The sequence below is a fragment of the Pseudomonas sp. NPDC086112 genome, from assembly GCF_044746425.1.
In the GTDB taxonomy this organism is placed as follows: domain Bacteria; phylum Pseudomonadota; class Gammaproteobacteria; order Pseudomonadales; family Pseudomonadaceae; genus Aquipseudomonas.
The window spans coordinates 45304-66328 of the sequence record NZ_JBIVCD010000034.1 but is presented as its reverse complement, the minus strand read 5'-3'; the positions used below and the strand labels follow the sequence as shown (position 1 = coordinate 66328).

At 59.1% G+C, this 21025-nt stretch carries 19 protein-coding genes; 5 read left to right on the top strand and 14 right to left on the bottom strand.

Annotated elements, in window-relative coordinates:
• Positions 1-113 precede the first annotated feature (113 nt).
• Complete coding sequence (locus tag ACIPLA_RS21270; RefSeq protein WP_008007329.1) at positions 114-779, bottom strand: fumarylacetoacetate hydrolase family protein; 666 nt, start codon at positions 777-779, stop codon at positions 114-116.
• Positions 780-815: 36 nt separating this feature from the next.
• The gene (locus ACIPLA_RS21265; RefSeq protein WP_063342217.1) at positions 816-2210 is read right to left on the bottom strand and encodes an FAD-binding oxidoreductase; all 1395 of its coding nucleotides are present in this window, start codon (positions 2208-2210) and stop codon (positions 816-818) included.
• Between the two features lie 204 nt (positions 2211-2414).
• Between ACIPLA_RS21265 and serA the strand changes: the two genes are divergently transcribed.
• Positions 2415-3644, top strand: coding sequence for a phosphoglycerate dehydrogenase (gene serA, locus ACIPLA_RS21260; protein WP_007897715.1), 1230 nt, complete (start codon positions 2415-2417; stop codon positions 3642-3644).
• Between the two features lie 63 nt (positions 3645-3707).
• On the opposite strand, the gene ACIPLA_RS21255 is transcribed toward serA, so the two are convergent.
• Positions 3708-4133: a DUF4399 domain-containing protein gene (locus tag ACIPLA_RS21255; RefSeq protein ID WP_218395339.1), complete on the bottom strand. Its 426-nt coding sequence runs from the start codon at positions 4131-4133 to the stop codon at positions 3708-3710.
• Between the two features lie 135 nt (positions 4134-4268).
• Between ACIPLA_RS21255 and ACIPLA_RS21250 the strand changes: the two genes are divergently transcribed.
• Complete coding sequence (locus ACIPLA_RS21250; RefSeq protein WP_218395340.1) at positions 4269-4856, top strand: transporter substrate-binding domain-containing protein; 588 nt, start codon at positions 4269-4271, stop codon at positions 4854-4856.
• 125 nt (positions 4857-4981) lie between these two features.
• On the opposite strand, the gene ACIPLA_RS21245 is transcribed toward ACIPLA_RS21250, so the two are convergent.
• Both ACIPLA_RS21245 and ACIPLA_RS21240 read right to left on the bottom strand, forming a co-directional pair.
• A complete protein-coding gene (locus ACIPLA_RS21245) occupies positions 4982-5467 on the bottom strand; it encodes a DUF523 domain-containing protein (protein ID WP_401175653.1) in 486 nt (161 codons plus the stop codon).
• Positions 5468-5469: 2 nt separating this feature from the next.
• The gene (locus ACIPLA_RS21240) at positions 5470-6102 is read right to left on the bottom strand and encodes a 2OG-Fe(II) oxygenase (RefSeq protein WP_218395342.1); all 633 of its coding nucleotides are present in this window, start codon (positions 6100-6102) and stop codon (positions 5470-5472) included.
• Positions 6103-6235: 133 nt separating this feature from the next.
• On the opposite strand from ACIPLA_RS21240, the gene ACIPLA_RS21235 reads away from it, so the two are divergent.
• A complete protein-coding gene (locus ACIPLA_RS21235; protein WP_218395343.1) occupies positions 6236-6988 on the top strand; it encodes a DUF2059 domain-containing protein in 753 nt (250 codons plus the stop codon).
• A gap of 132 nt (positions 6989-7120) precedes the next feature.
• On the opposite strand, the gene ACIPLA_RS21230 is transcribed toward ACIPLA_RS21235, so the two are convergent.
• Complete coding sequence (locus ACIPLA_RS21230) at positions 7121-8068, bottom strand: alpha/beta hydrolase (protein ID WP_401175649.1); 948 nt, start codon at positions 8066-8068, stop codon at positions 7121-7123.
• A 97-nt stretch (positions 8069-8165) separates the two neighbouring features.
• Here ACIPLA_RS21230 and ACIPLA_RS21225 point away from each other — a divergent pair, with 97 nt between their 5' ends.
• Together ACIPLA_RS21225 and ACIPLA_RS21220 are read left to right on the top strand one after the other, a co-directional pair.
• Positions 8166-8744: a DUF6436 domain-containing protein gene (locus ACIPLA_RS21225; protein WP_401175646.1), complete on the top strand. Its 579-nt coding sequence runs from the start codon at positions 8166-8168 to the stop codon at positions 8742-8744.
• Positions 8745-8847: 103 nt separating this feature from the next.
• A complete protein-coding gene (locus tag ACIPLA_RS21220) occupies positions 8848-11259 on the top strand; it encodes a penicillin acylase family protein (protein ID WP_401175643.1) in 2412 nt (803 codons plus the stop codon).
• Positions 11260-11485: 226 nt separating this feature from the next.
• Here ACIPLA_RS21220 and ACIPLA_RS21215 read toward each other — a convergent pair whose 3' ends face one another.
• From ACIPLA_RS21215 to ACIPLA_RS21180, 8 genes are all read right to left on the bottom strand, one after another.
• Positions 11486-12376, bottom strand: coding sequence for an ABC transporter permease subunit (locus tag ACIPLA_RS21215; RefSeq protein ID WP_007897694.1), 891 nt, complete (start codon positions 12374-12376; stop codon positions 11486-11488).
• Complete coding sequence (locus ACIPLA_RS21210) at positions 12373-13254, bottom strand: ABC transporter permease subunit (RefSeq protein ID WP_401175674.1); 882 nt, start codon at positions 13252-13254, stop codon at positions 12373-12375. Before ACIPLA_RS21210 ends, ACIPLA_RS21215 begins: the two co-directional genes overlap by 4 nt.
• Positions 13255-13289: 35 nt before the next feature.
• Positions 13290-14432, bottom strand: coding sequence for an ABC transporter ATP-binding protein (locus tag ACIPLA_RS21205; RefSeq protein WP_008067988.1), 1143 nt, complete (start codon positions 14430-14432; stop codon positions 13290-13292).
• Positions 14433-14493: 61 nt separating this feature from the next.
• Complete coding sequence (locus ACIPLA_RS21200) at positions 14494-15591, bottom strand: polyamine ABC transporter substrate-binding protein (protein WP_401175638.1); 1098 nt, start codon at positions 15589-15591, stop codon at positions 14494-14496.
• Positions 15592-15835: 244 nt separating this feature from the next.
• A complete protein-coding gene (locus ACIPLA_RS21195; RefSeq protein ID WP_401175671.1) occupies positions 15836-16933 on the bottom strand; it encodes a polyamine ABC transporter substrate-binding protein in 1098 nt (365 codons plus the stop codon).
• Positions 16934-17115: 182 nt separating this feature from the next.
• Positions 17116-18480, bottom strand: coding sequence for an aspartate aminotransferase family protein (locus ACIPLA_RS21190; RefSeq protein WP_218395348.1), 1365 nt, complete (start codon positions 18478-18480; stop codon positions 17116-17118).
• A 57-nt stretch (positions 18481-18537) separates the two neighbouring features.
• Complete coding sequence (locus ACIPLA_RS21185; protein WP_123500359.1) at positions 18538-19896, bottom strand: glutamine synthetase family protein; 1359 nt, start codon at positions 19894-19896, stop codon at positions 18538-18540.
• Between the two features lie 37 nt (positions 19897-19933).
• Entirely contained in the window at positions 19934-20710 is a 777-nt protein-coding gene (locus tag ACIPLA_RS21180; RefSeq protein WP_218395349.1) for a gamma-glutamyl-gamma-aminobutyrate hydrolase family protein, read from the bottom strand.
• Positions 20711-21025: the final 315 nt, after the last annotated feature.

The following is a 21025-nucleotide window of genomic DNA, read 5'->3' as shown; positions in this document are numbered from 1 at the left end:
AACCAAAGTGGGAGCGGGCTTGCTCGCGAATGCGGTCTGTCATCCAACATTGATGCTGGATTTGACGACCTCTTCGCGAGCAAGCCCGCTCCCACACTGGGTTTTGCGTTGGGTCAGCGCACGCTGCTGGTGAAGCGGCTGGCGCCTGGCAGTTCGAGCACCAGTTCGTCACCGACATTCAGCGGGCCAACACCCACCGGCGTACCGGTGAGGATCACGTCACCGGCCTGCAGCGAGAAGCAGCCGGCCATGTACTGGATCATCGGCACGATCGGATTCAGCATGTCCTTGCTGTTGCCATCCTGGCGCACTTCACCATTGATGGTCAGGCGGATACCGATGTCGGTCAGGTCGGCGAAGGTACTGCCCGCCACGAACGGCGCAATCACCGCCGCGCCGTCGAAGGACTTGGCGATTTCCCACGGCAGGCCCTTGGCTTTTAGCTCGGCCTGTTTGTCGCGCAGGGTCAGGTCAAGAGCCGGGGCGATGCCGGAGATGGCATCCAGTACTTCTTCACGGCTCGGCTTGGTCGACAGTGGCTTGCCGATCAACACGGCGATTTCCGCTTCGTAATGCACCGAGCCACGCTCGGTCGGAATGCTGAAACCGCCTTCCAGCGGCACCACGCAACTACCCGGTTTGATGAACAGCAGTGGCTCAGTAGGCACCGGGTTGTCCAGTTCCTTGGCGTGTTCGGCGTAGTTACGGCCGATGCACACCACTTTGCCCAACGGGAAGTGAATACGCGTGCCGTCGACATACTGGTGCTGATAGCTCATTACCGACTCCTGTTTCGTAGCTCTTAAATTCAAAAGTCAAACAGCGAAAATCTTGCCCGGGTTCATGATGCCGTTCGGGTCGAACACCGCTTTGACGGCTTTCATGTACTCGATCTCAACCGGCGAGCGACTGTAGGTCAAGTAATCACGCTTGGTCATGCCCACGCCATGTTCGGCGGAAATCGAACCGTTGTACTTCTCGACGGTTTCGAACACCCACTTGTTGACGGTCGCGCATTTGGCGAAGAACTCGTCCTTGCTCAGGTTGTCCGGCTTGAGGATGTTCAAATGCAGGTTGCCATCGCCGATGTGGCCGAACCAGACGATTTCGAAATCCGGGTAATGTTCGCCGACGATCGCGTCGATTTCTTTCAGGAACGCCGGGACTTTCGACACAGTGACCGAAATGTCGTTCTTGTACGGCGTCCAGTGGGAGATGGTTTCGGAGATGTACTCGCGCAACTTCCAAAGGTTCTGCAACTGGGTTTCGCTCTGGCTCATCACGCCGTCCAGTACCCAGCCCTGCTCGACGCAGTGCTCGAAGGTTTCCAGGGCATGATTGGCCACTTCTTCGGTGGTCGCTTCGAATTCCAGCAGCGCGTAGAACGGGCAATCGGATTCGAACGGCGCCGGTACGTCACCGCGCGCCATAACCTTGGCCAAGGCTTTATCGGAGAAGAATTCGAAGGCAGTCAGGTCAAGCTTGCTCTGGAACGCGTGCAATACCGGCATGATCGAATCGAAATCGGCAGTGCCGAGGACCATCGCGGTGAGGTTTTTCGGCGCACGGTCCAGACGCATGGTGGCCTCGACCACAAAGCCCAGGGTGCCTTCGGCGCCGATGAACAGCTGGCGCAGGTCGTAGCCAGTGGCATTCTTGATCAGGTCTTTGTTCAGTTCCAGCAGATCGCCCTTACCGGTGACGACTTTCATGCCGGCCACCCAGTTGCGGGTCATGCCGTAGCGAATCACCTTGATCCCGCCGGCATTGGTGCCGATGTTGCCGCCAATCTGGCTGGAACCTGCCGAAGCGAAATCCACCGGGTAGTACAAACCGTGCTCTTCGGCCTTGTTCTGCAATTGCTCGGTGACCACGCCCGGCTGACAAACGGCCGTGCGGTCAGTCAGGTTCACGTCGAGGATCTGGTTCATGTAGTCGAAGGACACGACCACTTCGCCATTGGCTGCCACGGCCGCAGCCGAAAGCCCGGTACGACCGCCAGACGGCACCAGCGCAACCTTGTGTTCATTGGCCCAACGGACAATGGCCTGGACCTGCTCGGTCGTCTTGGGAAACACAATGGCCGTCGGGGCCGGGGCGAAATGCTTGGTCCAATCCTTGCCGTAAGCATTCAGGGAGTCGGCGTCGGTCAGGACCTTGCCAGGCTCAACCAGGGTCTTCAGCTCATCAATCAGCGCAGGATCGGTCATCGACAGAACTCTCGAACAATTCATGGTCATCCTGAGAACGCTTCACGTCGCAGGAATGAGTGTTTAGCGGGGTGCATATGCTAGCATATCGACCCCGCAGCATAGTGCCCAACGGCTGTTCTGCGGCGACGGCTTTCTTGCCGTCCGGGTCAGCATCTGTTGACCATTTCCTGCCATTTTTCTCCGGGATACAGGTTTACGCAGATGAGCAAGACTTCTCTCGATAAGAGCAAGATCAAGTTCCTTCTTCTCGAAGGCGTCCACCAATCGGCTGTCGACGTCCTCAAGGCGGCGGGCTACACCAGCATCGAGTACCTCACAGGTTCTCTGCCGGAAGCCCAGCTCAAGGAAAAGATCGCTGATGCGCACTTCATCGGCATTCGCTCCCGCACTCAGCTGACCGAAGAGATCTTCGATCACGCGAAGAAACTGGTGGCTGTCGGCTGTTTCTGCATCGGCACCAACCAGGTCGACCTCAACGCGGCTCGCGAACGCGGCATCGCGGTATTCAACGCGCCGTACTCCAACACTCGCTCCGTAGCCGAGCTGGTATTGGCCGAGGCGATCCTGTTGCTGCGCGGCATCCCTGAGAAGAACGCTTCCTGCCACCGTGGCGGCTGGATCAAGAGCGCAGCCAACTCCTTCGAGATCCGTGGCAAGAAGCTGGGCATCGTCGGTTACGGCTCGATCGGCACCCAACTGTCGGTTCTGGCTGAAGGCCTGGGGATGCAGGTGTACTTCTACGACACCGTGACCAAGCTGCCACTGGGTAACGCCACCCAGGTCGGCAACCTGCACGAGCTGCTGGGCATGTCCGACATCGTCACCCTGCACGTTCCGGAAACCGCAGCCACCCAGTGGATGATCGGCGAGAAAGAAATCCGCGCCATCAAGAAGGGCGGCATTCTGATCAACGCTGCTCGCGGCACTGTTGTTGAACTGGACGCCCTGGCGGACGCGATCAAGGACAAGCACCTGATCGGCGCGGCCATCGACGTATTCCCGGTGGAGCCGCGCTCCAACGAAGAAGAGTTCGAAAGCCCGCTGCGCGGCCTGGACAACGTGATCCTGACCCCGCACATCGGTGGTTCCACCGCTGAAGCGCAGGCCAACATTGGTCTGGAAGTGGCGGAAAAACTGGTCAAGTACAGCGACAACGGTACGTCGGTATCGTCCGTGAACTTCCCGGAAGTGGCCCTGCCGGCTCACCCTGGCAAGCACCGTCTGCTGCACATCCACGAGAACATTCCGGGTGTGATGAGCGAGATCAACAAGGTCTTCGCCGAAAACGGCATCAACATTTCCGGTCAGTTCCTGCAGACCAACGAGAAAGTCGGCTACGTCGTGATCGACGTCGATGCCGAATACTCGGAAATGGCGCAAGAGAAGCTGCAGCACATCAACGGCACCATTCGTTGCCGCGTGTTGTTCTGATAGTGACTTGAGTGACAAAAAAAGGAGACCTTCGGGTCTCCTTTTTTATGGGCGCGACTGATGTTACTTAACGTTGACGGTGATTTTCTCCGACACGATAGGCGGATCGAACGGCATGTGACCGCTGTCGCCCAGCTCAAGCTGCAAGGTGTGTTTGCCCGGCGTCAGCTTTACTTCAGCCTGGGTCTGCGCCTTGCCGAAGTGCAGGTGGTTGGCATCGTTGGGGATCGGTGCACCGGCGGCTGGCAGTTTATCGACATCGATCAGCAAGTGGTGATGGCCGGTGTTTTTGGTGACATCGCCCGCGGGCGCCAGCGCAATGTTCTCGACAGCGAACTTGACGACGACAGTTTGCGGAACCGTGGCTCCGTCCGCGGGAGAAACGATGGACACTTGTGCACCTTTGGGAGCAGGTGTGGCAGCCGTTGCCAGCATCGATGCACCCAGCAACAGTCCAGCCAGCGCTGCTCGTGACATAAAGCTTTTCATTCTCTTCTCCAGTTTTTCCGTAAAATTCGCTCGACCGTGACAACTTCACGGCCATTCGTTGTCGAAGGCACACGACAACCATAGCAAAGCGAGCCTGAACAGCGCGTCGCGATAAATGAATTCAAAGGAGTGACCATGCGCTTTTTGCCTGGCCTGATCTGCCTGCTACCCCTTTTGAGCCCTTTGGCTCATGCCGAACTGATGGACGATGTAAACGACCGCGGCGAACTGCGCATTGCCCTTGAGGCCAATACCCCGCCCTTCAATTTCAAGGATGACGACAAACTGACCGGCTTCGAGGTCGAGTTGGGTCAACTGCTGGCCGGTGAGCTGGATGTACGGGCCGACTTTGTCGTCACCGATTCCGTCGACCTGCTGGCCGGCGTCGAAAGCGGCAAGTACGACGTCGCCATCAATCACATAGCACAGACCCCGGAGCTGAAGGATCGTTTCGACTTCACCGAACCTTACATTCACACCAATGCGCAATTGATCGCGCAGAAAGAAGAGCAGCCGCGTTCAATCCTGTTGGTGCAGTCGCTGACGGAAGAAAAGCCGAAAGCCGCCCCGGCTGTGAGCATGGCCATTCCGTTTCAGAAGGGTAACCCGGCGTTTCACGCCAGCCTGGAAAACGCCTTGCAGCGGATCAAGGCTGATGGTCGGCTGGAGGCGCTGGAGCAGAAATGGTTCGGGGCGGATGCGAGTGTGGCGCCGAAACCATAAGGCACTGAAGATTTAATGTGGGAGCGGGCTTGCTCGCGAATGCGGTGTGTCAGGCAACATTGATGTCGACTGACACTCCCTCTTCGCGAGCAAGCCCGCTCCCACATGGGTTTTGTGGCAAGTCGTTAGTTCAGGGTTGCCAGCGCTACCGCCGCTTCGACCAACTCCAGCTCACTGAACACCTGCACGCCATGGCGCTTGAGCAATGCCGCGGTAACACCCTCACCGCTGACCCTCACGCCACTGAACGTCCCGTCATAGGTCAACAGATTCCCGCAAGACGGGCTGTTGGCCTTGAGCACGGCGATACGAATGCCGTGCTGCTGCACCAGCTCCAGCGCCTGATAAGCCCCCGAAAGAAACTCGGCACTGACGTCCTCGCCCTCGGTGGTGATGACCGATGCAAGGCCATCAAGCACTTCACCGCCCTGCCCGCCCGGAATCTCCGCCGCGGCCCTTGGCGTCGGCAAACCACCGGCAACTTCCGGGCACAACGGCACCACCCTGCCTTCGGCAATCCACTGCTCCAGCAGATTGAATGGCCCACTGGCGCCGCCGTCGTAACGGACGCGGTGACCGAGCAAACAGCGGCTTACCAGAATCTTTTGCATGATCAGAACGGCTCGTTGCCACGACGGCGGAACCAGCCCGTCAACGACAGGCGATCTCGGGTTGCGGGCAGGACTTCGTGGGGGACTTCGCCCGACAGGAACACCACCAGGCATCCGCCAGTGGGCACCACATCATGTTCGACGCCTTCGTCCAGGTACATGCGCAACTGACCGCCATGCTCGGGCAGCCAGGCGTCATTGAGGTAGATCACCGCCGAAACCATGCGCCGGTCGTCGTCGCGGAAACGGTCGACATGCTTGAGGTAGAAAGCGCCAGGCGGGTACAGGGCGAAATGGCTCTCGAAATCTTCCAGGCCCAGAAACAAACTGCGATTCATCGCCTCACGCAGGCTGTTCATCAACCCCAGATAGCTGTCGCAAGCCCCGGCCTGACCGGGTTCGAGCCATTGGATATGGTCACCGCGAATGCCCTCGCGGATCTCCGAAAACGGCCCGCGCCCTACGGCGGCCGGGGCGAGCTCGCCCTCAGCGGCACGTTTGCGACACTCGGCCGCCAGCGCCTGGGTCAGATCCAGAGGCAGGAAAATATTCTGCTGCGACCAGCCGCGCTCAGCCAGGTCGTCGACGATACGTAACAGCAGCGGATGATCAGAGGATATTTGCATGGCGCGCATAGTATTCCTGTGCCCGCAAATCCGACAGAGCCGCGCAGCGGAGGATTGGTCGGATAAGGCACGCAACCTGATACGAATTCTCGACAAGTACGAATGCCGCACGGAGAATAGTCGCCTGCTGACAGGAGTCCCTATGCGCCGTTTGCTTTTTTCACTGCTGATGTTCTGTGTTTTGCCCGCCTGGGCGGACGGCCACGACCAGTTGTACAAGGTCGCCGGTTGGCCAGAACAACGCGCGCATTTCAACGATGCTCTCTCTGCCGCTCAGCAGCGTTACCAGAACAGCCTGCCGCCGGCGGTGTTTCAGGCTCTGCTCAACAACAGTAATCAGCGCTTTGCGCCCAAAGCCATGGATCAGCGTGCCGAAGCGCAGCTGCGCAAAAAGCTTGCCGATCCGAAACCTGCATTGACCTTCTTCCAATCGCCCTTGGGCAAGAAAATCGTCGCCGCCGAACTGCTGGCGACCCGTCGCGATCAATTGGCCAAAAACGCCAAGGGCTTGCCGAAAATGCAGGCCAGCGATACCCGTCAGCTGATCATTGGTCACCTGGCCCAGGCCCTGCCTGCCCGCGAGGCCGGTGCTGAAGTCAGCCTGGCAATAGCGGGCGTGGCGGCCGACAGCCTGAGCTCGATGATCCCCGGCCTGCTCGGTGGCGGTCAGGCTCAAGGCATGTTGAACGGCCAGCGCCAGCGCCTGATGGAGCAGATCGGCGCCGACCTGAACAATACGCTGCTGTATGTCTATCGCGACCTGTCGGATGAAGAACTGGAAGAGTTCGCCACATTCGCCGAGTCCACTGAAGGCAAGGCTTACTACCAGGCGGCATTGGCGGCGATTCGGGCGGGGTTGGCGGTGGGGCAGAGTACGTCGAGCCTTACTCAGTAATCTGCAGCGTCTGGACGATCGCTTTCGCGAGCAAGCCCGCTCCCACACTTGATCTCTGGCGTACATGAATTCTGTATCCGCTGGAGATCTAATGTGGGAGCGGGCTTGCTCGCGAAGAGGCCCGAACGACCGCTAGAGATTTCGGCCCTTCATCCGCTTGCTCAAAAACCCGAAATACTCCTGCCGCAATCCCGCTGACTCATTCGCCAGATGATGCCGCGCCTTGGGCAGCATCAGCACCTGCGGCCGATCGAACTTATCCCGCAATACATCAAGGTTGTGCCTCCAATCCACGGTCATGTCCGCCTGCCCCTGCACGATCAGCGGCTGCCGTGGGCTGCTCGGTGCCGCTTCGATGCGCTTGATCCAGCGCCCCAGCGCACCGACCCAAGCCGTTGGCAGACGCAGCGGCTGCAGCGGATCGGCTTGCAGGAATGCGAGGAAGTCGGGGTCGTTGGAGTTCTCGCTGAAACGCCGGGCGATGCCTTTTACGAACGGCTTGAGCAGGTAATAACTGAGCTGCGACCAGCCCCAGGCTCGCGGCCGAACCAGTGGTGACAGCAGAATCACCTGCCCCTGGGCCGGACTGTTCGTGCCCTGATTGAGCACATGATCGATCACGATCGCCCCGCCGGTGCTTTGCCCGCACAGGTGCCAGGGCTGCGGAAGGCCCAGCGATTGCGCCTCGGCCAACAGCCCTTGCAGGGTGCTTTGATACTCGGCGAAGTCCTTGATGCTCGCCCGTTCGCCACTGGACAAGCCATGCCCCGGCAGGTCACAGGCGATCACCGCAAAACCCTGGTCCAGCGCCCACTCGATCACATGCCGATAGAGCCCGGTGTGATCGTAGAAGCCGTGAAACAAAAACAGCGTTGCCTTCGCCCGCTCGGGCCACCAGAGCTGGCTGACCACTTCATAGCCATCGACCTCGAAACGCCCCAGGCCACTGCGCAGGTTTCGCCGGGGGAAATCCAGCCCATAAAAATGCTGATAGGCCATGGCTTCCGTCGACAGCGGCTGCCACTCGGCCAATGACCGCAGGCTGGCACGCAAATGATCGGGGTCGAAAGTGGCAGACATGGGCTATTCCAGAGCGCGAAACTGACTTTATGGGCCTGCGATATTCATCTGTCGCGGCAAGCATGGCAAGCTAGCCGACCTTCGAGGATTGAAACCCATGCGTCCGGCCTACCGCACCACATTGCTTGCCAGCCTGCTCGCCCTTGTGTGTGTCGGCGTGCTGTGGGCCGCCTATGACTGGTTTCAGGGGCGCTACTTGCGCGCCTTCAGCTCGCACACTGCGGTGTTCTCCGGCGACCCATTGCGCCTGCCAGACGAACTTGCCGGCCCCGGCGCCATTCGCCTGGTGCACTTCTGGGACCCCGCCTGCCCGTGCAATGTCGGCAACCAACAACACCTGACCGAACTGGTCGAGCAGTATCTACCGCAGGGCGTCGAGTTCTATGCGGTCCAAAAGCCCGGCAGCCACGGTCAGTTGCCCAGCACGTTGAGCCGCCTTAAAACCATTACTGTCCTGCCAGGTTCCGAACAGATCCCTGCCAGCCCGGCGGTGGCGATCTGGGACCGCAGTGGCAAGCTGGCGTATTTCGGGCCGTACAGCGAAGGCCTGACCTGCAATTCGAGCAACAGTTTTATCGAGCCCATTCTGCAAGCGCTGAATGAAGGCCGGGCGGTGAACGCCACCCATACGCTGGCGGTGGGTTGCTACTGTCCGTGGCCTGCTGAGGTGAAGTAAGGCATTCCTGACTTTTCCAGGACCGCGATGCCCGGCACAGGAGGTCTGTGCTACACGTTTGCAGCCCACACGGGCAGCAATCCCGAAAGAACAAGGAGTCACCATGAAACGCGTCCTGACCGTACTTGCCTTGCTGATTGTCGTACTCGTCGCCGGGGGCGGCTGGTATGTGTACAGCAAGCAACCGACGCGCCAGGGCCAGGTGGCATTGCAGCACCTGCAAGGTTCGGTGACCGTGCGCTACGACGTGCGCGGCGTGCCGCATATCCGTGCCGAAAACGAAACCGACCTCTACCGCGCCCTTGGCTATGTACATGCCCAGGACCGACTGTTCCAGATGGAAGCCATGCGGCGCCTGGCCCGTGGTGAGCTGGCCGAAGTCCTCGGCCCGAAACTGATCGACACCGACAAACTGTTTCGCAGCCTGCGCATCCGCGAACGGGCAGACAGTTATGTGGCCGCGCTGGATCGACAGTCGCCGGCCTGGAAGGCTCTGCAAGCCTATCTGGACGGCATCAATCAATATCAGGACAGCCACGCGGCGCCCGCCGAGTTCGACGTGCTGGGGATTCCCAAGCGCCCTTTCACTGCCGAAGACAGCATCAGCATCGCCGGTTACATGGCCTACAGCTTTGCCGCGGCGTTTCGCACCGAACCCTTGCTGACTTACGTGCGTGACCAACTGGGCGCCGAGTATCTGAATATCTTTGATCTCGACTGGCAGCCCAAGGGCGTGCTGGCCAAAAGGCGCGCCAACCCTGCACCGGCCCTCACCGCCAATGACTGGAAGGATCTGAACGCCCTCGCCCGTTTGAGTGAGCAGGCATTGGCCGACAATGGCCTGCCGCAATTCGAAGGCAGCAATGCCTGGGTGATTTCCGGCAGCCGCAGCAAAAGTGGTAAACCACTGCTGGCCGGTGACCCGCACATTCGCTTCTCGGCGCCGTCGGTGTGGTACGAAGCGCACCTGTCGGCGCCGGGTTTCGAGCTTTACGGTTACCATCAGGCGCTGGTGCCGTTTGCGTTTCTGGGCCACAACCTGGACTTCGGCTGGAGCCTGACCATGTTCCAGAACGACGATCTGGACCTGATCGCAGAGAAGGTCAACCCGGACCATCCGAACCAGGTCTGGTATCGCGGCCAGTGGGTCGACATGGTCAACACCGAACAACAGATCGCGGTCAAAGGCCAGTCACCGGTCACCCTGACCCTGCGCCAGTCGCCCCACGGCCCGATCATCAACGATGCGCTCGGCACCGCCGCCGGCAAAACGCCGGTCGCCATGTGGTGGGCCTTCCTCGAGACCCCGAATCCAATCCTCGACGGTTTCTACCAGCTCAACCGCGCTGACACCCTGGCCAAGGCCCGCGCCGCCTCGGCCAAGGTTCAGGCACCGGGGCTGAACATCGTCTACGCCAACGCCAAGGGCGACATCGGTTGGTGGGCCTCGGCGCTGCTGCCCAAGCGCCCGGCCGGGGTGAAGCCCGGTTTCATCCTCGACGGCAGCACCCCTCAGGCGGACAAGGAAGGTTTTTACCCGTTCAGCGCCAACCCACAGGAAGAGAACCCGGCGCGGGGCTATATCGTCTCGGCCAACTTCCAGCCGGTGTCGCCGACTGGCATGGAAATTCCCGGTTACTACAACCTCGCTGATCGCGGTCAGCAGCTCAATCGTCAGCTCAGCGACAAGAACGTGAAGTGGGACAACGAGTCCAGCCAGAAGCTGCAACTGGGCACCACCACCGACTACGGCCCGCGCTTGCTGGCGCCGTTGCTACCGGTACTGCATGAAGTGGTGAGCGATCCCGCCGAGCTCAAATTCGTGGAGCAACTGGCGCAGTGGAGCGGCGACTATCCGCTGGACTCCATCAGTGCCACGCTGTTCAACCAGTTCTTGTTCAACCTCACCGACGCGGCGATGCGCGATGAACTGGGCAACGACTTCTTCGAAACGCTGCTGCCGACCCGGGTGATCGATGCCGCACTACCGCGGCTGGCGGCCTCCGCCGACTCACCGTGGTGGGACAACCGCAACACCCCCGGCAAGGAAACCCGCGCCGATACGGTCAAGGTTGCCTGGCAAGCAAGCATGGCTCACCTCAAAACCACCTTGGGTGCCGACTCCACGCAATGGCAGTGGGGCAAGGCGCACACCCTGACCCATGGTCATCCGCTGGGGACGCAGAAACCGCTGGAGCGGATCTTCAACGTCGGCCCGTTCGCGGCACCCGGCACCCACGAAGTGCCGAACAACCTCTCGGCCAGGATCGGCCCGGCGCCGTGGCCTGTGACTTATGGCCCGTCAACCCGACGGTTGATCGACTTCGCCGACCCGGCCCACAGCCTGACCATCAACCCGGTCGGCCAGAGCGGCGTGCCATTCGACAGCCACTATGCCGACCAGGCCGAGGCGTATATCGAGGGGGTTTACTACCAGGCGCATTTCAATGATGAAGAAGTGACGGCCAATACCCGTAGTACCTTGAAGCTGTTGCCAGCGCGTTCAGGGCAATAGATCTCTGTTGGTTTAACTGACGTCATCGCGCGCAAGCCCGCTTCCACAGGTTTTGTGGTGATCACAAGATTGTTGCTTCACACCGACCACTGTGGGAGCGGGCTTGCTCGCGAAAGCGGTGGGTCAGTCAACATGGATGTTGAATGTCAGTCCGTCATCGCGAGCAAGCCCGCTCCCACAGTGGATTTGGGTTGGCCACACATGTGTGGTCAACCCGGCATCAAGCTCAAGCCGCTTCCGGCGCCTGGGCCCGGCGCACGTCCGGTTGTTTCCAGGAATCGGCGGCGCCCTCTTCGATGGCCTGCTGGATCGCACGCTTGCGAATCTCTTCGGCACGACGACTGAAGTACCAGACCAGGAAAGTCACCAGCGACACCGCCAGCAGAATCAGGCTGGCCACGGCGTTGATCTCAGGCTTCACGCCCAGGCGCACCGCCGAGAACACTTCCATCGGCAGGGTCGTGGAACCCGGACCGGACACGAAGCTCGCCAGCACCAGGTCATCCAGCGACAAGGCGAACGACATCATCCCGCCCGCCGCCAGCGACGGCGCGATCATCGGAATGGTGATCAGGAAGAACACCTTCCATGGCCGCGCGCCCAGGTCCATGGCCGCCTCTTCGATGGACAGGTCCAGCTCACGCAAGCGCGCCGACACCACCACCGCCACATACGCCGCACAGAACGTGGTGTGGGCGATCCAGATGGTGACGATGCCGCGCTCCTGTGGCCAACCGATCATCTGCGCCATGGCCACGAACAGCAGCAACAACGACAGACCGGTGATCACTTCCGGCATCACCAACGGCGCGGTGACCAGACCACCGAACAGCGTGCGGCCCTTGAAGTGGGTGATACGGGTCAGCACGAACGCCGCCAGCGTCCCCAGTGCTACCGCTGCAATCGCGGTGTAGCAGGCGATTTCCAGCGAGCGCACCACCGAGCCCATCAGTTGGGTGTTGTCCATCAACCCCACGTACCACTTGATCGACCAACCGCCCCACACCGTCACCAGTTTCGAGGCGTTGAACGAGTAGATCACCAGGATCAGCATCGGCGCGTAGATGAACAGCAAACCCGCTACCAGCATGAAACTTGAGAAACGGAAGCGCTTCATTCCTTGCCCTCCATTTCTTTGGCCTGACTACGGTTGAACAGAATGATCGGCACAATCAGGATCGCCAGCATCACCACCGCAAGCGCTGATGCCACCGGCCAGTCACGGTTGTTGAAGAACTCTTGCCAGAGCACTTTACCGATCATCAGGGTTTCCGGACCGCCGAGCAGTTCCCGTAACACTAACTCACCCACCACCGGGATGAACACCAGCATGCAGCCGGCGATGATGCCGTTCTTGGACAGCGGCACGGTGATCTTCCAGAAACTGTTGAAGGTGCTCGAACCGAGATCCGACGCGGCTTCCAGCAGGCTGGTGTCGTGTTTGACCAGGTTGGCGTAGAGCGGCAGGATCATGAACGGCAGATAGGAGTAAACGACCCCGATGTAAACCGCGAGGTTGGTGTTGAGGATCTGCAGCGGTTCGTCGATCCAGCCCATGCTCATCAAAAAGCCGTTGAGCAGACCGTTGTTGCTGAGGATGCCCATCCACGCATACACGCGGATCAGGATCGCGGTCCAGGTCGGCATCATGATCAGCAACACCAGCACCGTCTGCAGTTCTTTGCGGGCGCTGGCAATGGCGTAGGCCATCGGGTAGCCGATCAACAGGCAGAGGACGGTGCTGATCAGCGCCATCTTCAGCGAACCGAGGTAAGCGGCGATGTACAACTCGTCATCGCCCAGCATCGCGTAGTTGCTCAGGTTAAGCAGCACCTGGAGCTTCTGGTCGATGAAGCTGTAGATCTCGGTGTACGGCGGAATGGCCACGTCGGCTTCGGCGAAGCTGATCTTCAAGACGATGAAGAACGGCAACATGAAGAACATGAACAGCCAGATGAACGGAACACCGATGACCAACTGGCGGCCACCGGGAATTATTCGATTGAGCCGGCGTTTGAATTTGCGCAGGTTCATGAGCGAAGTACCACGCCGCTGTCGTCTTCCCAATACACGTAAACCTGATCACCCCAGGTCGGCCGCTGGCCACGGCGCTCGGCGTTGGCGACGAACGACTGGACGATCTTGCCGCTCGGCAGTTCGACGTAGAACACCGAGTGGCCACCGAGGTAGGCGATGTCATGCACTTTGCCGCTGGACCAGTTGTATTCGCAGGTCGGCATGGTCGGCGTCACCAGCAGTTTTTCCGGACGGATCGCGTAGGTCACGGACTTGTCCTGCACCGAAGTGCTGATGCCGTGGCCCACATAAATCTGCCGGTCCAGGTCCTTGCAGGTGATGATCGCGTGGCCTTCGGCGTCGTCGATCACTTCACCGTCAAAGATGTTGACGTTGCCGATGAACTCGCAGACCAGGCGGCTGGTCGGGGTTTCGTAGATGTCGATCGGGCTGCCGATCTGGGCGATCCAGCCCAAGTGCATGATCGCGATGCGCTCGGCCATGGTCATGGCTTCTTCCTGGTCGTGGGTCACCATCACGCAGGTCACGCCGACCCGTTCGATGATCTCGACCAGTTCCAGCTGCATTTGCGAGCGCAGCTTCTTGTCCAGCGCGCCCATCGGTTCATCGAGCAGCAACAGCTTCGGCCGCTTGGCCAAAGAACGCGCCAGCGCCACACGTTGACGTTGGCCACCGGACAATTGATGGGGTTTGCGCTTGGCGTACTGGCTCATCTGCACCAGCTTGAGCATGTCGGCCACGCGTGCATCGACTTCAGCGGCGGGAAGCTTGTCCTGCTTGAGGCCGAAGGCGATGTTCTGCGCCACGGTCATGTGCGGGAACAAGGCGTAGGACTGGAACATCATGTTGATCGGCCGCTCGTACGGCGGCATGTCCGTGATGTCTACGCCATCGAGGTAAATGCGCCCCTCCGTGGGCCGTTCGAAACCTGCCAGCATCCGCAGCAAGGTGGATTTGCCCGAACCCGAGCCGCCGAGCAGGGCGAAGATTTCGCCTTTCTTGATTTCCAGGGACACGTCGTCCACGGCAATCGTCTCGTCGAACTTTTTGGTGACCCGGTCGATTTTGACCAGCACCTGTTTAGGTGTCTGGTCGCCCTCGAGGGCTTTCTTATAGGCGCCGGAGGCAACTGCCATTTACGAAACTCCCAACAGAATTTGCAGTTCGCTCAACGTGGCGAACCTGGATAGTTTGAAGCTATTTGCCCGACTTGACCTTGGTCCAGCTGCGCGTCATCAAACGTTGAATGTTCGGTGGCAACTCGATGGAGACGTATGTCTTGTCGAGGACCGCTTGCGGTGGATAGACCGATGCGTCGGTGCGTATGGACTGTTCCATCAGTTCGTCCGACCCGGGGTTCGGGTTGGCGTAGCCTACGGAATCGCTGACCTTGGCAATCACCTCGGGTTTCAGCAAATAGTTGATGAAGGCATGGGCTTCTTTGGCGTTGGCCGCATCCTTGGGGATCGCCAGCATGTCGAACCAGAGCGCGCCGCCTTCTTTCGGAATCGAGTAGGCGATGTTCATGCCTTTGCCGGTTTCAGCCGCGCGGGCCTTGGCCTGGAACATATCGCCGGAGAAACCGATCGCCACGCAGATATCACCGTTGGCCAAATCTGCGATGTATTTGGAGGAGTGGAAATACGTCACGTAAGGCCGCACCGCCAGCAATTTGGCTTCGGCCTTTTTGTAGTCTTCTGGATTGGTGCTGTTGGCGTTCAGGCCCATGTAGTTGAGGACCGTGGGCATCATTTCATCGGCGGAGTCGAGGAACGCCACGCCACAGCTGTGCAGCTTCTTGATGTTCTGCGGCTCGAACACCACATCCCACGAATCGATCTTGTCGAGACCCAGCACTGCCTTGACCTTGTCGACGTTGTAACCGATGCCGTTGGTGCCCCACAGATACGGTACGGCGTACTGATTGCCTGGATCGTTCTGTTCCAGGCGCTTGAGCAGTACCGGGTCGAGGTTGGAATAGTTAGTCAGCTTCGATTTGTCGAGCTTCTGGAAAGCCCCGGCCTTGATCTGCTTGCCAAGGAAGTGGTTGGACGGCACGACCACGTCATATCCGGTACGCCCGGCCAGCAACTTGCCTTCCAGGGTTTCGTTGGAATCGAATACGTCATATACCGGCTTGATGCCGGTTTCTTTCTGGAAGTCGGCCAGAGTGGTCTCACCGATGTAGTCCGACCAATTATAAATATGCACTGTGCCAGCGGCCTGAACACTGACAGCGAGTGTCAGCCCGGCACCGACCAGCAGGGCATTGCGCAACAAAGAAAAAATAGGCAAGTGGAGGTCCTCTAAAATTAGTTGGGCCCAAGTTGCCCCGCGTTACATGACAGCCATGGCTGCCTGGCAACAAAACCGGCGCGCAACTTACCCTCGAAAAACCGTTCCAGCAAAACTTTTATGCAGAACCCTGTAGCAGCTGCCGAAGGCTGCGTTAAGGTCCGAAGGACCTTCCCGCGTTCTTGAGAGCGCAACCGCTGCGCGGTTGGACGCAGCCTTCGGCAGCTGCTACAGGGTTTATTACTTATTTACCGGATTTGATCTTGGTCCAGCTGCGAGTCAGGATCCGCTGGGTCGCGGCCGGCAAGTCGGCAATCGCGTACAGCTTGGCCAACACGTCCGCTGGCGGGTCGATACCCGGGTCGGCAGTGATTTCTTTTTCAACCAGCGGCGTGGCGGCTGCGTTACCGTTCGGGAAACGCACGGCGTTGGTGATCTCGGCCATGATTTCCGGCTTCTGCAGGAAGGTCATGAACTTGTAGGCGCCTTCGACGTTTTCGGCATCTTTAGGGATGGCGACCATGTCGTAGAAGCTGCCAGCACCTTCTTTCGGAATGTTGTAGCTGACTTTCACCTTGTCACCGGCTTCAGCGGCGCGCGCCTTGGCCTGGTAGATGTCACCCGAGTAACCCACGGCGACGCAGATGTTGCCATTGGCCAGGTCGGAGATGTACTTGGACGAGTGGAAGTAGCCCACCGAAGGACGAATCTTCAGGAACAGCGCTTCGGCTTCAGCCAGTTGTTTCTTGTCCTGGGTGTCGGTTGGATAACCCAGGTAATGCAACGCCACCGGAATCATCTCGGTTGGCGAATCGAGGAAGCTGATACCGCACGACTTCAACTTGGCAGCGTTTTCAGGTTTGAACAGCAAGTCCCAGGAGTTGGTCGGCGCATCGGCACCCAGTGCAGCCTTGACCTTGTCAGGGTTGAAACCGATACCGATCGAACCCCACATGTAAGGAAATGCGTGTTCGTTACCCGGGTCGCTTACCGATACTGCTTTAAGCAGGTCCGTGTTCAGGTTCTTCCAGTTAGGCAGCTTGGACTTGTCCAGCTTCTGGTAAACGCCGGCCTTGATCTGCTTGGCCAGGAAGTTGTTCGACGGCACGACGATGTCATAGCCGGACTTGCCTGCCAGCAACTTGGCTTCAAGGGTTTCGTTACTGTCGAACACGTCGTAGACAACTTTGATACCCGACTCGGCCTCGAACTTCTTGACGGTATCCGGCGCGATGTAATCGGACCAGTTGTACACGTGCAGCACTTTGTCGTCGGCCTGAACGGCGCCCGCCATCACGCCCATCAGGGACATGGCGAGGAGGGTCTTGCCAGCTATCTTCATACCTAATGCCTTCATGGGTAATGCTCCAATTTTTCTTTTTAACCACGTGCTCAGTGGCCGGTTAACGGGCATCCGAACAACCGTTAGTCTGGCAAGATCCAAGGCTGGCTTTCAAGGAAAGACCCATCCTTTGTTTGCACGGAACGAAGTGCAAACATTGCACCTCGCTCAGAGCCTAGCACTTAGCCCTGCAACGCACTCAGGGTCAGGTCCAGGCACTTGCGCGCCTTGGTCACCAACTCGTCGATTTCAGCCGGTGTAATCACCAGTGGCGGAGCAATGATCATGGTGTCGCCGACGGCGCGCATGATCAGGCCGTTTTCGAAGCAGAACGTGCGGCAGATCATGCCAACGCCCTTGCCTTCGTAACGTTTGCGGGTGGCTTTGTCCTGAACCAGTTCGATGGCCCCCAACAGACCGACCCCACGCACTTCCCCCACCAACGGGTGATCGCTCAGTTCCCGTAGACGCTTTTGCAAATAAGGTGCCGTTTCTGTGCGCACGCGCTCGACAATTTTCTCATCGCGCAAGATGCGGATGTTTTCCAGCGCTACAGCAGCAGCCACCGGGTGCCCGGAATACGTGAAACCGTGGTTGAAATCACCGCCTTCATTGAGCACTTCGACCACATCGTCACGCACGATCAGGCCGCCCATCGGGATGTAACCGGACGTCAGGCCTTTGGCGATGGTCATCATATGGGGCTTGAGGTCGTAGAAATCGGAACCGAACCACTCACCGGTACGGCCGAAACCGCAGATCACTTCGTCGGCGACGAACAGAATGTCGTACTTGGCGAGGATTTCCTTGATGCGTGGCCAGTAGCTGTCTGGCGGGATGATCACGCCGCCGGCGCCCTGGATCGGCTCGGCAATAAAGGCACCGACGTTGTCGACGCCGACTTCCAGAATCTTCTCTTCCAGCTGATTGGCCGCCCAGATACCGAACTCGTTCGGCGTCATGTCGCCGCCTTCGCCGAACCAATACGGCTGGGCAATGTGGACGATGCCCGGGATCGGCAAGTCGCCCTGTTCGTGCATGTACGTCATGCCACCCAGGCTCGCGCCGGCCACGGTAGAACCGTGATAGCCGTTCTTGCGACTGATGATGACTTTCTTCTTCGGCTGGCCCTTGATCGCCCAATAGTGGCGAACCATCCGCAGCATGGTGTCGTTGCCTTCGGACCCGGAACCGGTGAAGAACACGTGATTCATGCCTTCAGGCGCAACGTCGGCAATCACCTTGGCCAGTTCCAGCACCGGCGGGTGAGCGGTCTGGAAGAACAGGTTGTAATAAGGCAGTTCGCGCATCTGTTTGCTGGCGGCATCCGCCAGCTCATCGCGACCGTAGCCGATCGCGACGCACCACAGGCCGGCCATGCCGTCGAGGATCTTGTTGCCTTCGCTGTCCCAGAGGTAAACGCCCTTGGCGCTGGTGATGATGCGCGGGCCTTTCTCTTTCAGCTGTTTGAAGTCGCTGAACGGTGCCAGGTGGTGATCGCTGCTCAGGGTTTGCCACTCACGGGTTTGCGGGTTGTTGCTGGTCATGCGAATTCTCCTTGGATTCCAGTGAAGGCGCGGCGATTTACAGCCGCGCCCGGCGCATCAGACTGCGAAGAGCAGGAACTCCCGCTCCCACGAACTGATCACGCGCTTGAAGTTTTCATGCTCGGCCCGCTTGACCGCGACGTAGCCCGTGATGAATTTCTTGCCCAGGTATTTCTCGATGGTCTTGCTGTTTTCCATCCGCTCCAGGGCGTCTTCGATGGTCAATGGCAGGCGCAGATTGCGCCGTTCGTAGCCACGACCGACGACCGGCGCACTCGGGTTATGCCCTTCGACCATGCCAATCAGCCCGCACAACAGGCTGGCAGCGATGGCCAGGTATGGGTTGGCATCGGCACCCGGCAGACGGTTTTCCACCCGACGATTCTGCGGCCCGGCATCCGGAACTCGCAGGCCCACGGTGCGGTTCTCTTCGCCCCACTCCACGTTCACCGGTGCCGAGGTATCCGGCAGGAAGCGGCGGAACGAATTGACGTTGGGGGCGAACAACGGCAGCAGCTCAGGAATGAACTTCTGCAAGCCGCCGATGTGATTGAGAAACAGCTGGCTCATGGTCCCGTCTTCATTGGAGAAAACGTTTTTGCCGGTCTCGATGCTGATGATGCTCTGGTGCAAGTGCATGGCGCTGCCCGGCTCGCCGGTCATGGGTTTGGCCATGAAGGTTGCCGCCACGTTGTGCTTGAGCGCGGCTTCACGCATGGTGCGTTTGAACACCAGAATCTGGTCGGCCAAGGACAGGGCATCGCCATGACGGAAGTTGATTTCCATCTGTGCCGTGCCGTCCTCGTGGATCAGCGTGTCGAGGTCCAGTTCCTGCAGTTCACACCAGTCGTAGACGTCTTCGAATAACGGATCGAATTCGTTCGCGGCCTCAATCGAGAAGGACTGGCGACCGGTTTCCGGACGACCGGAGCGGCCAATCGGCGGTTGCAGCGGGTAGTCCGGGTCATCGCTGCGCTTGGTGAGATAGAACTCCATTTCCGGCGCCACGATCGGCTGCCAGCCGTGGTCGGCGTAGAGTTTCAGCACTTTTTTGAGCACGTTGCGCGGCGACAGCTCGATCGGGTTGCCCTGCTTGTCGTAAGTATCGTGGATCACGATGGCGGTGGGCTCGATGGCCCAGGGCACCAGAAACACCGCGTTCTGGTCGGGGCGGCAGATCATGTCGATGTCGGCCGGGTCGAGCAGTTCGTAATAGATGTCGTCTTCGACATAGTCGCCAGTCACGGTCTGCAACAGAACGCTTTCGGGCAGGCGCATGCCTTTTTCGGCAATGAACTTGTTGGTCGGCGAGATCTTGCCCCGGGTGATGCCGGTCAGGTCGCCAATCATGCATTCGACTTCTGTGATCTTGCGGTCTTTCAACCAATCGGTGAGCTGGTCGAGGTTGTTACTCATAAATGCCTCTTAGGCTGAGTTTCCTGGCTTTTATAAGTCAGGCGTTGTTTGACGCATCGGCGTCGCGTTGTAGAGCATGCTTGCGGCAGGCATCGCCAAATGCCTGGAAAATCGCAAGGTAGTCAGGATTCAAGCTTACCTGCCATTCGGGATGCCATTGCACCCCTAAAGCAAAAGCCTTGCCTTCGATGACAGAGACGGCTTCGATCAATCCGTCGGGTGCCACCGCTTCCACACGAAGACCAGGCGCCAGACGCTCGATGCCCTGACCATGAATCGAATTGACTTGAATCTCGCTCTTCAGGCCTAGCCTGGCAAGTACACCGCCTGGTTGAACGTGCACCGGGTGACTTGGCGCGTACTGCCCTTCCAGCGGCAGGCTGTCGTCTTCACGGTGATCCATGAACGGACCGGCCTCGTGAACCTTCTGATGCAGACTGCCGCCGAATGCCACATTCATTTCCTGGAAGCCGCGGCAAATGCCGAGCACGGGAACACCGGCCTCGACAGCGGCGCGGATCAGCGGGAGAGTGGTGGCATCGCGTGCAGAGTCATGAGCAGTACCCGGCGCACTGGCCGGGCCGTTATAGTGAAACGGTTCTATATTAGAAGGAGAGCCTGTAAAGAGAATGCCGTCCAGAGCGTCCAGAATATCGGACGGCGCCAGCTGATCCGCCAGGGATGGAAGAATCAACGGCAGGCCCTTGGCAGCTGAAGCCACGGCGCGTACGTATTTGTCGCCACTGATGTGATAAGCATGCAGACCGATCTGCTTTGAGCAGGCGGTGACGCCGATTAACGGCAGGCGAGACATGAAGCACCCCGGTATTATTGCTGTTATGGGTTTAAATCGAGCTTAGCCTTGTTCATTTTTTTACACAACACCCCCGTAAAAAATACAACACGGCCCGCTCAAGCTCGCGGGCGCCAAGACGACTGTAGGCAGAAAAACGCCCCAAAGTGCCTCAAAAAAGCCCCACGAGTGCTTTTTTAGGGCAAAAAAGGCCTCGCTTGACTTCGGCATGCCGTTCGGGTTGACTGGAATCCGAAGAGATCAATGATTGATATTTTTAACAACAAAGGTGTTGCATCATGTCGGTACCCCCGCGTGCCGTTCAGCTTAACGAAG

Bases quoted from the DNA above. Each gene is read 5' to 3' on its own strand.
- ACIPLA_RS21270 (WP_008007329.1), bottom strand. From the start codon at position 779: ATGAGCTATCAGCACCAGTATGTCGACGGCACGCGTATTCACTTCCCG.
- ACIPLA_RS21265 (WP_063342217.1), bottom strand. From the start codon at position 2,210: ATGACCGATCCTGCGCTGATTGATGAGCTGAAGACCCTGGTTGAGCCT.
- serA (WP_007897715.1), top strand. From the start codon at position 2,415: ATGAGCAAGACTTCTCTCGATAAGAGCAAGATCAAGTTCCTTCTTCTC.
- ACIPLA_RS21255 (WP_218395339.1), bottom strand. From the start codon at position 4,133: ATGAAAAGCTTTATGTCACGAGCAGCGCTGGCTGGACTGTTGCTGGGT.
- ACIPLA_RS21250 (WP_218395340.1), top strand. From the start codon at position 4,269: ATGCGCTTTTTGCCTGGCCTGATCTGCCTGCTACCCCTTTTGAGCCCT.
- ACIPLA_RS21245 (WP_401175653.1), bottom strand. From the start codon at position 5,467: ATGCAAAAGATTCTGGTAAGCCGCTGTTTGCTCGGTCACCGCGTCCGT.
- ACIPLA_RS21240 (WP_218395342.1), bottom strand. From the start codon at position 6,102: ATGCGCGCCATGCAAATATCCTCTGATCATCCGCTGCTGTTACGTATC.
- ACIPLA_RS21235 (WP_218395343.1), top strand. From the start codon at position 6,236: ATGCGCCGTTTGCTTTTTTCACTGCTGATGTTCTGTGTTTTGCCCGCC.
- ACIPLA_RS21230 (WP_401175649.1), bottom strand. From the start codon at position 8,068: ATGTCTGCCACTTTCGACCCCGATCATTTGCGTGCCAGCCTGCGGTCA.
- ACIPLA_RS21225 (WP_401175646.1), top strand. From the start codon at position 8,166: ATGCGTCCGGCCTACCGCACCACATTGCTTGCCAGCCTGCTCGCCCTT.
- ACIPLA_RS21220 (WP_401175643.1), top strand. From the start codon at position 8,848: ATGAAACGCGTCCTGACCGTACTTGCCTTGCTGATTGTCGTACTCGTC.
- ACIPLA_RS21215 (WP_007897694.1), bottom strand. From the start codon at position 12,376: ATGAAGCGCTTCCGTTTCTCAAGTTTCATGCTGGTAGCGGGTTTGCTG.
- ACIPLA_RS21205 (WP_008067988.1), bottom strand. From the start codon at position 14,432: ATGGCAGTTGCCTCCGGCGCCTATAAGAAAGCCCTCGAGGGCGACCAG.
- ACIPLA_RS21195 (WP_401175671.1), bottom strand. From the start codon at position 16,933: ATGAAGATAGCTGGCAAGACCCTCCTCGCCATGTCCCTGATGGGCGTG.
- ACIPLA_RS21190 (WP_218395348.1), bottom strand. From the start codon at position 18,480: ATGACCAGCAACAACCCGCAAACCCGTGAGTGGCAAACCCTGAGCAGC.
- ACIPLA_RS21185 (WP_123500359.1), bottom strand. From the start codon at position 19,896: ATGAGTAACAACCTCGACCAGCTCACCGATTGGTTGAAAGACCGCAAG.
- ACIPLA_RS21180 (WP_218395349.1), bottom strand. From the start codon at position 20,710: ATGTCTCGCCTGCCGTTAATCGGCGTCACCGCCTGCTCAAAGCAGATC.